Raw genomic sequence first — 14,154 nt, 5'->3', positions numbered from 1 at the left:
CATCCTCCTATAAACGGCTGATGTGAAACCCTCCATCGACATCAATATAATTTCCTGTTGTATATTGAAATTTATCACTGCAGAATGCACTCACAACATTTGCCACATCTTCCGGTCTTCCCCAACGTGCGATCGGGAATGCCCCGTCTTGAATCAACTGGTCATATTTCTCTGTCACCGTGCTCGTCATATCTGTCGCGATCACTCCCGGACGCACCTCGTGTACCAGAATTCCCTCTGCTGCCAATCTGTCAGCATACAATGTTGTAAGCATAGATACTCCGGCTTTTGAAATACAATACTCTCCACGGCTTACACTTGACACTGCTGCGCTGCAACTGGATACATTCACAATAATACCTCTTCGCCCGTCGACCGGTTCCTGACTGATCATCTGCTTTGCAACAGCCTGAGTTAAAAACATGGTTCCTTTTGTATTCACGCTGATCACTCGATCAAAACTTTCCTCTGTCATATCAAGTAAATCTGCCCGAATCAAAGGCGCAACGCCTGCATTATTCACAAGGATATCAATCCTTTCAAATTTTTCTGCCGTTTCTCTTACGATTTTCAGTCTATCATCATGACTCCCAATATTGGCCTGCACATACATGCATTCAATGCCAAGTGACTCCAGTTCATCCAATGCCGCCTGATTTTTCCCCTGCGTACCAGTTGCCACCATTACAATCCGATTCCCGTCCAGCCCAAGCCGCCGTGCGATTGCGAATCCTATTCCACGACTTGAGCCGGTAATAATTGCTGTTTTTTTCATATATTTTCATACTCCTTTAATCATCCGATCTGCTTTTATGGTTTTACAATCACTTTTATACTATTGCTCTCTCTATCTAGCGCCGTATCTAAAGCTTCCTGAAGTCGATCGAGTGGAAATATATGCGTAATAAACTTTTCCAGTGGAATTTCTTTTGCAGCCGCAATTGCTACCGGAAAATCCCAACAATATCCTTGCGCCCCTTGAATTTTAATTTCATGGGTCACAAGACGACTTGCCATAAATTGAATCTGCGGGTGCTCATAAATTCCTACAATCGTAGCCACTCCATTGCGCTTCAATGTCATAATCGCCTGGTTGAAGCAACTTTCTCTTCCTACACATTCAAAACTTTTATCGACCCCTCTATGCTCCGTAAGCCGCATCACTTCTACTTCCAGATCTGTCTTTTTACTGTTGATCACTCTGGTCGCACCAACTTTCAGTGCCATTTCGAGCCGACTTTCGGAGAAATCAGCGACAATGACTTCTGCTGCTCCGCTTCTGCGGCACATAGCAGCTGTCATCATCCCAATTGCACCTGCTCCGATGATCAATACTTGTTCTCCCAACCTGACATCCGCTCTTCTGACCGCATGAGTCGCCACTGCCAACGGTTCGATCAACGCTCCGGTCTCATAAGAAAGATAATCCGGCAGTGAATACACATATGGTGATTTTACAACAACATAGTCAGCCATTGCGCCGTCTCCGTTTCGATATGTAAACGTAATATGTTCACAATATCCGTAATCCCCATGTCTGCATGCCTCACATTCTCCACAAACGATACACGGTTCTACCGTGACTCTCTCTCCAAGTCCTATATTATGAACATTCTTCCCAATTGCCACAACATCTCCTGAAAATTCATGTCCGATCGTAACCGGAAGTGGGGCAGACGGATGCATTCCTCTTGCAATATGCAGATCGCTCCCGCAGATTGCGCTCGCTCTTACTTTGATCAAGACCTCATCTTCCTGCAGCTTTTCTATCCTTTTTGTCAGAAAATGTACCTTAAAAGGCTCATAAACTTCTCCTACCCGATTCATAATCGGTTCCATAAAAGCCCCTCTTTCTATTCAATATTTTATTTTTTGAAATACGTTCTTAAATAAGTTAATCCAGCCGCTGCAAGTTCATCCGGTTCTTCATGTACTTGAATCCAGCTGCTGTCCAATCCTCCCAGTGCGAATGTTTCCATCGTAATATGTCCCGAATATTGATATTTCACTAAAAGATCCATAATTTCCTGCCATGGAAGCACTCCTTGTCCCGGTGCCCCCCTGTTATTTGCACATGCATGAAAATGTTCGACTTTTCCTGATTGTAATGCCAATTCCAACGATTCCAGAAGGTCTTTTTCTTCCAGACATGCGTGAAACGTATCATAATGGATCCCCACATTCGGCGCATCGATTTCTTTTATCATTTCTAACGCCTGCTCCACTGTATTTACAACACTAGTCCGATAACGATTTAACGGTTCCAATGCAAGTACAATCCCATATTCACCTGCACGAGAAGCCAATTCACGAATCCCCGTAACAGCCAATTCCCATTCCCGCTTCTTTTCGTCCGCTCCGAGCCAATGCCGTTTTCCCCCTCCTGCGTACAATGGTCCGCAAAAGATTTTAGCGTTCACTTCTGCTCCTGTCTGCAAACATTCTGTAAGATATTTCATCGTATCCTTTCTCACAGACGGATCAAAACTGGATAAGTCTCTTCCCTTTCCCATAGCTGCGCACAGACTGACCTGCAGTTTTGTATCACGGATCTCGTCTCTAAGCAATGACGGCAATGACGAGTTCGTCATTGGTATTTCCACTGCTGTAAATCCCATTTCTTTTATTTTCGTCGGAATCCCACAACATGCACTGTTTAACTCTTTGCACCAGTTCCATAAATTAATTCCTAATATATTCACCAAAGTTCCCCCTTTGGTTTCTTTTCTATCTTGTCGATCTTCTTAAAATCAAACTTGTTCCAAGCACACTATTTACCGGTGTCGGCAGTTCTCCACACCTGTCTTTATGCTGGATCTGCCGTATCAAACTTTTTGCCGCGGCACAACCAAGATCATATAACGGCTGTGAAACCGTTGTCAGCGGTGGTTCCACCATGGAAGACAATTCCACATTATCAAATCCTATCACTGCTATATCATTCGGGATATTCAGATTCATATCATGTAACGCATGCATGATCCGAAATGCGATCGGATCACTCAAGGCAAAAATCGCATCCGGGGGATCGCCTGCCGACATCAATTTTTTTGTCAATTGATAAAAACATTCCTGACTATATGTCTCGCGCATAACAAGCCCGTCATCATAAGAAATCCCTGCATCCTCCAATGCCTCCCGATAACCTCTGTAACGTTCACGATACAGATATAACTCCTCCGATCCACATCCCAGTGCAATCCTGCGATGTCCTGTCTGTATCAAATATCTTGTTGCGTCATACGCTGCCTGATAATTATCAACGCCTACCGTATCTACATTTTTTTCGTCTTCTTTATCAAAACGATTGACCATAACAACAGGAAATCCTTCTCCCCGCAAACGTTTAATATACTGGCTGGAATTTACCGCTGAGCATATAATAAATCCGTCAACCCAACGCGTCTTCATATTCTCGATATATTCTCTTTCAATCGCCTCGTCTTCATCTGTATTACAAAGCACTACGATATATCCGCTTTTTCTCGCTGTGTCTTCCACACCCTGTGTAATCTCCGCAAAAATAGGGTTCTGAATCGTAGACACAAGGAGACAAATCGTATTACTTTTTCCCATTTTCAGACTTTTTGATATGATATTGGGTCGATAATTTGTCTGCTCCACAGCATCCATGATCCTTTTTTTTGTTTCCTCATTCACACAGCTCTTACCGTTCAGTGCGCGTGAAACTGTACTGACTGAAACTCCTGCTATTTTTGCTACATCTTTTAAATTTGCTGTGGTTGTCATACCGCCACCCCCATGTCATTTTTTAGCGGGGTCTACTCTTTCTCCCAGTATACAGTTGCGCCACGATGTGCTGAAGTGCATTGTCTGCGATAAAGACTAAGCCATCCTTTTGCCGGTTTCACGATCGGCAAAAATTCTTTTTTTCTCCGCTCAAACTCTTCTTCTGACACATCTACTTCGAGTTTCCGCTCTTCAATATTAATATGTATTATATCATTATTTCGAATAAGTGCCAAGTTGCCGCCCTCATACGCTTCCGGACTTACATGCCCGATTGCAAGTCCGCCTGTTGCTCCGCTGAAACGTCCATCCGATACCAACGCGATTTTACTTCCCAGTCCCTTTCCGAGAACTGCTGCCATAAACGTTTCCATATGCGGCATTCCGGGACTTCCTTTTGGACCCTCGTATCGGATGATAACCACATCTCCTGCTACAATTTCATCTCGCAGAATCGCATGCCATGCATCATCCTGACTGTCATAACATTTTGCCGGACCCGAAAACTTCCAAGCTGCCGGATCTACTGCACTGAACTTGACAATCGCACTGTCTGTACCGATATTTCCATGCAATACTGCCAGTCCGCCTTGTTCATGGATCGGGTTTGATACCGGATGAATCACTTCCTTATTTTGATTCTTAGCCAACGCCGCTTTTTGTGCGATTGTTCCAAACATTCCCTTTGCAGATGCATCGATTTTCCCAGCTTTTTCCAGTTCCTTTACAACGGCCCCCAAACCTCCTGCCATTTCAAATTCTTCCATTGTATTCGTCGGATGGTTCGGATAGATCGTACTGATAACAGGAACCTCCCGACTGATTTCATCGAATGTCTCTGGTGTAATATCGATTCCGATCTGCCGGGCAATCGCAGGTATATGAAGAACACTGTTCGTACTTCCTCCTGTTGCCATCATATAACGTACAACATTTTCAAAACTACTTTTATTCAATATATCGCTTGGTCTTATTTCCTGTTTCCATGCTTCCATGATCTGACGTGCCGCCTGTCTTGCTAGTTCATGCCATTTTTCTGTCTGGCTTCTGCAGCTTGCTGCACCATGAGGAGAAAATCCAAGAATTTCTGCCATTGCACACATCGTATTCGCAGTTCCCATAAAAGGACATGCCCCCGGTGTTGGACATGCATTGCGCACAATGCCTTTGTAATCCTCTTCCGACATATCTCCGGCGATATACGCTGCATAAGCCTGTTTTGTGTGTGTCAATGTCAGCATTCTTCCCTGATAATGTCCTGCTGCCATATATCCTCCGGTCATCATAACCGTTGGTATATTCACACGCAGAGCTCCCATCAGCATTCCCGGAACCACCTTGTCGCAGGTTGCCATCATTACCATACCTTCCAACATGTTTAATTCCGCCACGGTCTCAACTTCGCTTGACACCATATCTCTTGCCGGCAACGTATAACGATCTCCCGGTGTATTGCTGCAAATCCCGTCGCAAATACCGGAGATCGGCAATTCCAAAGCCAATCCTCCAGCCTGATAGATTTCCTTCTTCATCTCAGCAATCAGTTCTTTATCAAATGGAAAATGCCCAGGATTCATCTCGTTCCACGTATTCAGGAGACCGATGATCGGACGTTTTGCATCTTCTTCGCTGATTCCCATTGCATAAAGCAGTGTATTTCTATGATCTAACGATTCTTCATTCCATTCTCGTATCATTTTCTATATTTCCTCCTGTCTTTTGCTTCTGCATTAAATGAATGGCAAATCCTCCGATTTCCTGTTCCGCATATAAAACAAGTATTCTGCCATCCGGAAGATATTTTGCAGTTTCATTTAAAAAACGAAATCCTCTTTTCTCCAGATATTCTCGTGCTCCCGGCAAATCCTCCGTTTCCAGTGCGATATGTCCATGTTTTCCACGCCCCGGCTTTTTCATCCATTCAATCTGTGTTCCCGTAAAGCAGGCATCTCCGCTCTCTTTTTCTATATTTTTCTTTAAATCAAACAGTTCCGCAAACTGTTCTGCACACTGAGCAGCGCAAATTTCATCCGGCAAATTTACACCGATATGCGCAATTTGAAAATCTGGAACAAAATCCATTTTATCACCCTCCTAAATACGCTTTTCTTATAGCGTCTGAGCAAAGCAGCTCCTCTCCGGAACCAGACAGATTGATTTTTCCATTTTCCAAAACATACGCATAATCACAAATTCCTAGTGCCTTTCTTGCATTTTGCTCTACCAGAAGAACTGTAATTCCGGAATCCCGAATTTGTTTGATCAGATCATAAATCTGATTTACAATAATTGGCGCAAGTCCCATGGAGGGTTCATCAAGTAAAAGTATCTTTGGTCGGCTCATCAATCCTCTTGCCACTGCAAGCATCTGCTGCTCTCCACCTGACAACGTTCCTGCAAACTGATTTTTCCTCTGTTCCAAAATCGGAAAACGATCATACTGTTCTTTTAAATCTTCCTCCAGCCTTTTCCCTTTGAACAAATATCCGCCTACCAGTAAATTATCCTGAATTGTCAGACCAGAAAAACACTTTCTTCCTTCCGGTACATGCACGACACCTTTTCCAACAATTTTACTTGGTTTTTTAGGCAGCACTTCTCCCTCAAATTCGACTCCTCCGGATTTTGGCTTTACCAATCCTGAAATCGTACGCAATAATGTACTTTTTCCGGCTCCATTCGCACCAATGATCGATACAATCTGTCCTTTTTTAACTTCGACGGAGACGCCCCGCAGTGCTTCGATATGACCATAGCTCACATAAAGGTCAGATACTTTCAGCATTGTTTCCATCTTTATTCCTCCTTACCCAGATAGGCTTCGATCACCGCAGGATTGTGCTGAACTTCTTCCGGGGTTCCTACTGCAATCGTCTCTCCAAAATTCTGAACATGAATCACATGTGAAATACTCATCACCAGTTCCAGACGATGTTCAATCAACATGATTCCAAATCCCAGTTCTTTCGAAATCCGTTGGATCAGTTCTGTCAGCTCTGCAACTTCTGTCGGATTCAATCCTGCTGCCGGTTCATCCAGTAATAAAATTTTAGGTTCACACATCAGTGCGCGTGCAATTTCAATTCGTCTCTGCATTCCATATGACAGATTTTCCGGTTTTTCTGTCAAATACTCTGCCATCCCAACAATATCCAGGTATTTTTTACATAATTCCCGTCCTCTTTTCTCTTCCCGCTTTCTTCCCGGTGTAGGAAGCAATCCCCCCAGAATGGAATAACTGCTTCTCGGGTCGAAAGCACACATTACATTTTCTTCCACCGTCAAACCTTTAAACAAACGGATATTCTGAAATGTCCTTCCCATTCCAAGATGTGTGATCTTATACTGTTCCATCTTTGTAATATCCTGTCCATTCAGAAATACACTTCCCTCATCCGCAGTATATACTCCGGAAATCGTATTAAAAATCGTTGTTTTTCCGGCTCCATTTGGTCCGATGATCCCATGAATCTCACCTGCATTCACTTCGATCGAGAAATTCTGAATGGCTTTTACTCCGCCAAAACTTTTATAGATGTTTTTTACTTCCAGCAATGCCATTTAGCGTTCCTCCTTCTTATTTTTCCTGCCGATCCTGCGAATAGATTTTTTAATATTTCCAATTGTCAGTTCCCATTCGCCCAACAGTCCTGACGGCTTAAAATTAATGATCAAAATTACAAGAACTGCGTAGATCACATAACGGTAATTCTGCAGATCTCTCAAAAACTGTGGGAGTGCGCTTAATATGAATGCTCCCAAAGTAGAGCCCGTCAAACTGTTTACTCCTCCGAAAAATACCATAATGACCCAATCCGCACTCTTCTTCCATCCAAATCCACTTGGATCCACATAAGACATATAAAAAGAATAAAGACAACCGGAATAGGAAGTCAGAGCAACACTCAAAATAAAAGCAATCATTTTAATTTTTGTCACATTGATTCCCATTGCTTTTGCAGCCAGTTCATCTCCCCGTAATGCAATACACTGTCTTCCATATTTACTTGTTTTAAAAAACGCAACCAATGCGATTGCTGCAACTGCCGAAATCGTCGCTACTTCCAGCCCAATACATCTTGGTATCCCTGTAAGACCTGACGCGCCGCCGGTCAATGTTGTCATACGGTTCAGCAATGCCGCGATCGCCTCTCCAAATCCAAGTGTCACAAGAGAAATATAATCCCGTCTTAACCGTACAACCGGATAGCCGATCAAATATCCCACTACCATTGCAAGGACAACTGCAATCAGGATCGCCACCGGTACCGGTATTCCCGCTTTAATCACAAGAAGTCCTGATGCATAAGATCCAATCGCCATGAATGCAGCCTGCCCAAGACTGAACATTCCGGTAAGACCCGTTAGCACATATACGCCGCAAACAGCAATTACCGTAATAAAAGCCTGCGTTAAAATATTTTGTAATAATGCCATTTTCGTTCCTCCTTATGCCTTTTCCTGAACATTACTTCCGGCAATTCCACGTGGGCGGAGCAATAAGAATACCAACATGATTGCAAATGTAGCAATTGTTGAATATCCCGATCCCATAATGCTCAGCAGCAATGTTTCCACAAGTCCCAACAAAACGGCTCCGATCACTGCGCCGGTCAGGCTTCCAAGACCACCTATCACAGAAGCAATGAATCCTTTAACAACCAGACTTCCAAGAGAGGGATATAATGTATATTTAATCCCAAGAAATACCCCTGCTAACCCAGCGATCACACCTGAAACTACAAACGTAAACTGTATAATTCTTGTAGAGTCAATTCCCATAAGCTGCGCAGTATCCCGATCAAATGAAACTGCACGCAGTGCACGTCCTATTCTTGTCTTCTGAATCACAAAAGCCAGAATTCCAAGTGCGACCGTACTAATGATCAACATCATTAAATCTGTGGTGGAAATAACTACTTTACCTAATTCTACCGTCGATTTTTCAAAAAACTGAGGGTAATTAAAAAAGTTAGATCCTACCTTTATTGTTACAAGACCTTCATATAACGTCCCAAGGGTAATGGAAGATACAAAAAAATATGTTGCAGATGAATGATTTTTTAAAATACGCCGAAATCCGATAAATTCACCGCAAAATGCTACCAAGCCTCCGGCAAGCGCGCCGATGATCAACGTCGGAACAATCCCGTATCCTTTCGCCGAAACGAGGAAATATGCTACAAATGCTGCGACTGTCATCGTTGCACCGTGTGAAAAATTTGAAAACTTTAATACATTAAATATTAATGCAAATCCAGTCGCTATCAACGCATATACAGCCCCTGTTGCCAAACCATTAATAAGTACCTGAATTGACATCCGAATTTTCTCCTTTCCTTTTCGCTCTTTTATAATCATGGCTCCCAATTATAAAATTGGGAGCCATGATTTTCACCGCTATGCCAAATCAGATCAGATTCCAAATTCTCCCAGCATAACCGGTGTCTGATTGTCATATGTATACATGAACATAGACATATCTTTAGGCATATGTGTCTCCGGATCCATTGTGATCGTACCTGTTAATCCTTTGTATCCATTTACATTTGCAATTGTATCGCGAAGTGCATCCGCATCTTCTAATCCTGCTTCTTCAATACATTCTTTGGCAATCATCACAACGTCATATCCAAGGAAATACTTATTTACTGCGCTCACATCATCCGCTACTTCATCTGACATTTCAATTGTTGTTGGATCATCCGTATTAATATTATTGATATAATATACATTTGAACAGTCACCGCCGTATGTTGTATTAAATGCCGGTGCCGCATCCAGACCACATACTAATTTTCCTTCGTATCCGAGCTCGTCGGCAGCCGTTTTGATCGCTACCAGTTGCTGTGTATAATTCGGACAATAGATCGCGTCTACACCTGCTGAAACCAATGGTTCCAGAAGGGTTTTATAATCAGCATCCGCTGCACCATACGCAACGATCAGATTTTCATCTACAGTAATATCATTTGCTTTCAGTTCATCCAAAAACGGATCCAAAAGGGAAACGGAATAAGAATTTTCCTGATTGTAAAGCACACCAAATGTTTTCAGTTCATTCTCCAGTGCAAATGCCGCCATAATCTGTCCCTGTGAAGTTGCACTTGGTTGGAAACAGAACATATTCTTATATGGGCTTCCATCTTCTTTCAACTGACATGTCGGATCGAGAGCAAATCCCATGACCGGAGTATCATATGATTCAGAAGTTTCTTTAATTGCATTCGCAATATTTGCAACCGGAGGTCCTACCACCAATGAAACCTCGTCTACGGTAACTGCTGTAATATACGCATTTACAGCCTCCGTAACATCCCCTTTTGTATCATACGTTTTTAATACAACATCTTTTCCATCAATACCACCATTCTCATTAATCTCATCTACTGCTGCCTGCGCACCTTTTTGTACAGAGATTCCAAGTCCTGATGTACTTCCCGTAATATCTTGGAGACATCCGATCACAATTTCATCTCCAGATGTTTCTTTTCCTCCTCCACTGTCTTCCTTTGTTTCCCCTGAATCACTGCCACATGCAGCTAATGAAAATGTCATTGCCATTGTCATAAGAATTGCTAATAACTTCTTCTTCATACTTCTTCTCCTTTTCACAACACTTTCAACACAGTTTTATTTGCAAACGTTTGCATACAAACACAAAAAAAATATAACTTATATTTTTGTGTTTTTTGTATATTTAAATATTATTCTATATGCTTTTTATTGTCAATATTGACTTTTATTTTTGGTAATTCCAACAATTTTACTTATGCAAACGTTTGTATATAGAATCATTTTTTGTTAATTTTTTACTAATCATATAATTTTTTTCTTATGAACTTTTCCGATTTTAAATTTCTGAAAATAAAAAACGCCCAAATGGACGTTTTTCATTTTCAGACTAAACCGGACAGATTCGATTTATCACTTTCTTTTTGATATTCCTTATAAAATGGTAAATATACTTCTGTATCCCGGATTACACATCCTGTCGGCTTGCCGCCGCGGATCAGATCACCACATTTTCCACAAGTAATGCAGGTTTTTTTGAGATCCATTCGTCCCTCTTTGATAATTTGATTTGCAAAATCCGGATTTGCAAACGACATTCTTCCGAATAACATTCCATCACACAGCCCTTCTTCTACCGCACCCGCTGTATAAAGATCTGCATATTGCCGCAAATAAGATGGACCTGATGCATAGATTTGCAGATTTGGAACAGATCTCTTTACAAGACCGATTCCATTGATCATGCGTGAAATTCCTTCCAGCGGATGTTCATCCGGAATATACTTTCCGATATCAAACGGTCTCGTCACATGCGCGCTTACATAAGGATTTCCCATAGTCAGATTAATCATAGAAAGATGCAATTCTTCTGAAAGTTTTTTCACTAATTCCACCGCTTCTTCCAAATGCGGGGTAAGTCCCTCTCCCTCTTTTACCCCAAATCCATACGGATACGCAAAACCATCATAAATCCCGATACGCGCAGTAACAAGAAATTGTTCATCTTCATATACTTTTGCTGCTTTGATCCCATTCCTCAAAAGACGAGTACGATTTTCCAGACTTCCGCCATATGCCCCGGGACGATTATATGCAGACAACAGTTCCGCCAGAAGATACCCATGACATGATTTAACATCAATTGCATCAAATCCTGCTTCTTTTGCCAGTTTTGCCGCTTCGCCAAACTTTTCTTCCAAGGATTTCAAATAATCATCACTTACGATACAAGAATCATCTGCTTTTCTGAGTTTTTCATACTCTGGATGACGATATGCGATAAGCGGAGCCGGTTTATTCCCCGGATTTGAATACCGCCCGCTATGATTTGCCTGCATAACTAAATATGGAATATATCCATTCGCCCGATAGCCTGCCTCTTTAACCTCAGCTGTAAACTTTTTATAAGCCTCCAAATTTTCTTTTGTCAGCATCAATTGGTGCGATCCGGAACATCCCTCCGGAACAATTGAGATTGCTTCAAACCAAATCAAAGCGCTTCCGCCGACCGCATCTCGAATATAACGGCGCTTTGTCAGTTCCGACGGAGAACCATCCGGCAGCGCATCTGCCCCCTCCATCGGTGCAATACCAAGCCTGTTATTTACTATTACATCTCCAAATTTTAATGGCTGTTTCAGCACTTTCGTATTTTCCGCAAAAGGAATGTGTATCCTCAATTCCTCCGCTTTTTGCTTAATTTCTTCTACATTTTTATACTTAAATTTCTCATGCTTCATTATCCGTACCTCCTATACAACTCCTTATTCTTCACTTAATCTCTTTTTTAGTTTAAGACTTTGACTTTTTTTCTAATCTCTTTTATAATTTCATATATTCTTTTATCTTTTTATACCTTTTGTTCGATAAATCAGATATTCACACAGTAAGAAATGAGGTTTTCCATGAATTACACACACTTACCATCCATCAGTTGTTATTATTCAGAACGCCCTATACCGTCTCATACCGACGCAGAAGCTCATTTTGAATATGAAATGCTTCTTATCACTGAAGGAGAAGCCACATTCTTCATCAATCATAAAAGTTATCAAATCCGAGAAAAATGCCTGGTATTCGTGAACCGTTTAGATCGTCACAGCTTGATCGTCACAAAAGAACCTTATAAACGCTATGTCACAACAATTTCAAGTGATCTTATCATGGCTAATATTAAAGAAATGGAATTGATTTCTATTTTTATACAGCGTCCTAAGAATTTCCAGCATGTAATTCCATTAGATACTACTACTTATCATGCCCTATTGCCGCTTTTTCAAAATCTGCAAAAAGAATACAGCAGTCGACTTCCTTTTTATGTTTCCAAAAGTATGACTTGTGTAATTTCCATTTTGATCGATCTATACCGTACCTGCCCGCAATATTTTCCCGCGCAAACCGGTAATATTTCTTCTGCCGTAGTTCATGTACAAAAATATGTCAACGATCATTATGATGAAAAAATCACACTTCATGAAATTGCAAATAAGCTTTTTATTAACAAACATGCCCTATCTCTCGCATTTAAAGAAATTGTAGGTATTTCATTCAAGGAATATCTTGTTTTATTTCGACTTACCGAAGCCAAAAAGCTGTTACTCTCCTCCGACTTATCAATTTCCGACATTGCAGAAAAAGTAGGTTACGTCAACGTGAACAACTTTATCCGTATTTTTAAAGAAAAAGAAAATATTACCCCCCTTCAATTCCGCAAACAATCTGGTTATTTGATTTGATTATAGCAAACCACGGATTTTCTTCCAGTTCCGATGAGAGTTAAAAATATACCTTTTGTTACTATCCTGTACATTTTTCACATAATAAAAGCACCTACCATTTCTGATAGGTGCTTCATGATAAAATTTATATTATATTAGTCCTGCAACATTTTCAAATACATATCTAATCGGGAATTAATGCTTGTTTTACCGTCATAAACATGTAGTATCCCTCCCAACTGGCATTTAGTATACCACTTTATCGGAACAATAACAACGATAGTGGAACAACGTGAATACTTTTAACGGAACAATATACAAAGTGTCATAACGAAATAATACTTTTTGTCGGAATAACGCAAACAATTATTTTTTTAATCCCTTGATTTCAAACCTTTTCAGCATATCTGCTTCTCGACTTTAGACATCAATACCACGCATTCAACGGTATTGCCAGATTCCAACAAAATTTATAGTTTCAACCTTTTTAATCTTTCTGCATATTTTCTATACCCAGCTACTGTATCTCGAAAATCTTTTTGAGCTTCTTGAGGTAAATCTTTAACAATCTAATATGTTTTATGGTTAATTCATCAAAATACCCCTGACTAAACAAATCCAAAAACGGATCTAACTCTACATTTACCATTTCCATAGAATCATGTATATTATTTAAAAAGGAAAGTTCATATTTCATAACTATTTACCTATCACTTTTCCTGCATCTTATTAATCCCATCTTCCAATTTCGGCAAAGTATTTAAACTTATCATCTCTAAGGTTTGCAATTGCTGCACTGCCAACTGTCGAAGTAATTCCATCCGCTCTTTCTGGTTCTTCCCTTGACTAATTAAAACTGCATTATAGCTTTCCAGATTTGCAAGTACCAGTAGTTGATTCAGTGTTGCTACATCTCGCATATTTCCTTTCACTGTTGGATTTTCATTTTTCCATTGTCTAGCCGTCTTTCCAAACAAAACAACATTCAATAGATCCGCTTCATTCGCATAGGTATATGCCACCTGTGCAGGCGTTAATTCTGGTGGAATCATTACCACCACTTCAAGTGGTGGTTTGAATTTGCCCTAATAAGGGCCGGTTACATGCTCGCCCAAAAGGGCGGGTATCGCAAGCATTGTTACTGGTCCGCTATAAAGCGGTACTTCTTAAA

General features: G+C 41.0%; 14 protein-coding genes. 1 reads left to right on the top strand and 13 read right to left on the bottom strand.

Translation table 11 applies throughout. The annotated features are described in order from the left end of the window. Positions 1-7 precede the first annotated feature (7 nt). The 12 genes from I2H87_RS03735 to I2H87_RS03680 form a co-directional block, all read right to left on the bottom strand. Positions 8-775, bottom strand: coding sequence for a 3-ketoacyl-ACP reductase (locus tag I2H87_RS03735; RefSeq protein WP_117549209.1), 768 nt, complete (start codon positions 773-775; stop codon positions 8-10). A 35-nt stretch (positions 776-810) separates the two neighbouring features. Continuing rightward, entirely contained in the window at positions 811-1,839 is a 1,029-nt protein-coding gene (locus I2H87_RS03730) for a zinc-dependent alcohol dehydrogenase (protein ID WP_117549207.1), read from the bottom strand. Between the two features lie 26 nt (positions 1,840-1,865). Next, positions 1,866-2,702 carry a sugar phosphate isomerase/epimerase family protein gene (locus I2H87_RS03725; RefSeq protein WP_054705277.1) on the bottom strand — a complete coding sequence of 279 codons (837 nt, stop codon included), beginning with the start codon at positions 2,700-2,702 and terminating at the stop codon, positions 1,866-1,868. A 25-nt stretch (positions 2,703-2,727) separates the two neighbouring features. Further along, positions 2,728-3,750 (bottom strand): LacI family DNA-binding transcriptional regulator, encoded by a 1,023-nt coding sequence (locus I2H87_RS03720; RefSeq protein ID WP_117549205.1) that lies wholly within the window; start codon positions 3,748-3,750, stop codon positions 2,728-2,730. Positions 3,751-3,782: 32 nt separating this feature from the next. Beyond that, positions 3,783-5,447, bottom strand: a complete 1,665-nt coding sequence (gene ilvD, locus I2H87_RS03715; RefSeq protein WP_117549203.1) for a dihydroxy-acid dehydratase — start codon at positions 5,445-5,447, stop codon at positions 3,783-3,785. After that, complete coding sequence (locus I2H87_RS03710; protein WP_117549201.1) at positions 5,428-5,832, bottom strand: VOC family protein; 405 nt, start codon at positions 5,830-5,832, stop codon at positions 5,428-5,430. The genes ilvD and I2H87_RS03710 overlap by 20 nt, the downstream gene beginning before the upstream one ends. Before the next feature lie 4 nt (positions 5,833-5,836). Further along, positions 5,837-6,544, bottom strand: a complete 708-nt coding sequence (locus tag I2H87_RS03705) for an ABC transporter ATP-binding protein (RefSeq protein ID WP_206380412.1) — start codon at positions 6,542-6,544, stop codon at positions 5,837-5,839. A gap of 2 nt (positions 6,545-6,546) precedes the next feature. After that, the gene (locus I2H87_RS03700; RefSeq protein ID WP_054705271.1) at positions 6,547-7,311 is read right to left on the bottom strand and encodes an ABC transporter ATP-binding protein; all 765 of its coding nucleotides are present in this window, start codon (positions 7,309-7,311) and stop codon (positions 6,547-6,549) included. Beyond that, positions 7,312-8,187 (bottom strand): branched-chain amino acid ABC transporter permease, encoded by an 876-nt coding sequence (locus tag I2H87_RS03695; protein ID WP_054705268.1) that lies wholly within the window; start codon positions 8,185-8,187, stop codon positions 7,312-7,314. A 12-nt stretch (positions 8,188-8,199) separates the two neighbouring features. Continuing rightward, positions 8,200-9,072: a branched-chain amino acid ABC transporter permease gene (locus I2H87_RS03690; RefSeq protein WP_054705265.1), complete on the bottom strand. Its 873-nt coding sequence runs from the start codon at positions 9,070-9,072 to the stop codon at positions 8,200-8,202. Between the two features lie 93 nt (positions 9,073-9,165). Then, entirely contained in the window at positions 9,166-10,347 is a 1,182-nt protein-coding gene (locus I2H87_RS03685) for an ABC transporter substrate-binding protein (RefSeq protein WP_117549199.1), read from the bottom strand. A 302-nt stretch (positions 10,348-10,649) separates the two neighbouring features. Then, entirely contained in the window at positions 10,650-12,005 is a 1,356-nt protein-coding gene (locus I2H87_RS03680; protein WP_117549197.1) for an oxidoreductase, read from the bottom strand. Between the two features lie 165 nt (positions 12,006-12,170). Between I2H87_RS03680 and I2H87_RS03675 the strand changes: the two genes are divergently transcribed. Beyond that, a complete protein-coding gene (locus I2H87_RS03675; protein WP_165853429.1) occupies positions 12,171-13,001 on the top strand; it encodes an AraC family transcriptional regulator in 831 nt (276 codons plus the stop codon). 692 nt (positions 13,002-13,693) lie between these two features. Here the strand turns inward: I2H87_RS03675 and I2H87_RS03670 are convergent. Further along, complete coding sequence (locus I2H87_RS03670) at positions 13,694-14,035, bottom strand: hypothetical protein (RefSeq protein WP_330611470.1); 342 nt, start codon at positions 14,033-14,035, stop codon at positions 13,694-13,696. Positions 14,036-14,154: the final 119 nt, after the last annotated feature.

Source organism: Mediterraneibacter glycyrrhizinilyticus (assembly GCF_015560805.1).
GTDB classification, from domain to species: Bacteria; Bacillota; Clostridia; order Lachnospirales; family Lachnospiraceae; genus Schaedlerella; species Schaedlerella glycyrrhizinilytica_A.
The sequence above is the reverse complement of the archived record's forward strand: the minus strand, read 5'-3'. Positions and strand labels throughout refer to the sequence as shown.

What these genes read in the sequence shown, in the direction of transcription:
- I2H87_RS03680 (WP_117549197.1), bottom strand. Translation starts at nt 12,005, where the DNA reads ATGAAGCATGAGAAATTTAAGTATAAAAATGTAGAAGAAATTAAGCAA.
- I2H87_RS03695 (WP_054705268.1), bottom strand. Translation starts at nt 8,187, where the DNA reads ATGGCATTATTACAAAATATTTTAACGCAGGCTTTTATTACGGTAATT.
- I2H87_RS03700 (WP_054705271.1), bottom strand. Translation starts at nt 7,311, where the DNA reads ATGGCATTGCTGGAAGTAAAAAACATCTATAAAAGTTTTGGCGGAGTA.
- I2H87_RS03675 (WP_165853429.1), top strand. Translation starts at nt 12,171, where the DNA reads ATGAATTACACACACTTACCATCCATCAGTTGTTATTATTCAGAACGC.
- I2H87_RS03720 (WP_117549205.1), bottom strand. Translation starts at nt 3,750, where the DNA reads ATGACAACCACAGCAAATTTAAAAGATGTAGCAAAAATAGCAGGAGTT.
- I2H87_RS03710 (WP_117549201.1), bottom strand. Translation starts at nt 5,832, where the DNA reads ATGGATTTTGTTCCAGATTTTCAAATTGCGCATATCGGTGTAAATTTG.
- ilvD (WP_117549203.1), bottom strand. Translation starts at nt 5,447, where the DNA reads ATGATACGAGAATGGAATGAAGAATCGTTAGATCATAGAAATACACTG.
- I2H87_RS03730 (WP_117549207.1), bottom strand. Translation starts at nt 1,839, where the DNA reads ATGGAACCGATTATGAATCGGGTAGGAGAAGTTTATGAGCCTTTTAAG.
- I2H87_RS03670 (WP_330611470.1), bottom strand. Translation starts at nt 14,035, where the DNA reads ATGATTCCACCAGAATTAACGCCTGCACAGGTGGCATATACCTATGCG.
- I2H87_RS03735 (WP_117549209.1), bottom strand. Translation starts at nt 775, where the DNA reads ATGAAAAAAACAGCAATTATTACCGGCTCAAGTCGTGGAATAGGATTC.
- I2H87_RS03705 (WP_206380412.1), bottom strand. Translation starts at nt 6,544, where the DNA reads ATGGAAACAATGCTGAAAGTATCTGACCTTTATGTGAGCTATGGTCAT.
- I2H87_RS03690 (WP_054705265.1), bottom strand. Translation starts at nt 9,072, where the DNA reads ATGTCAATTCAGGTACTTATTAATGGTTTGGCAACAGGGGCTGTATAT.
- I2H87_RS03685 (WP_117549199.1), bottom strand. Translation starts at nt 10,347, where the DNA reads ATGAAGAAGAAGTTATTAGCAATTCTTATGACAATGGCAATGACATTT.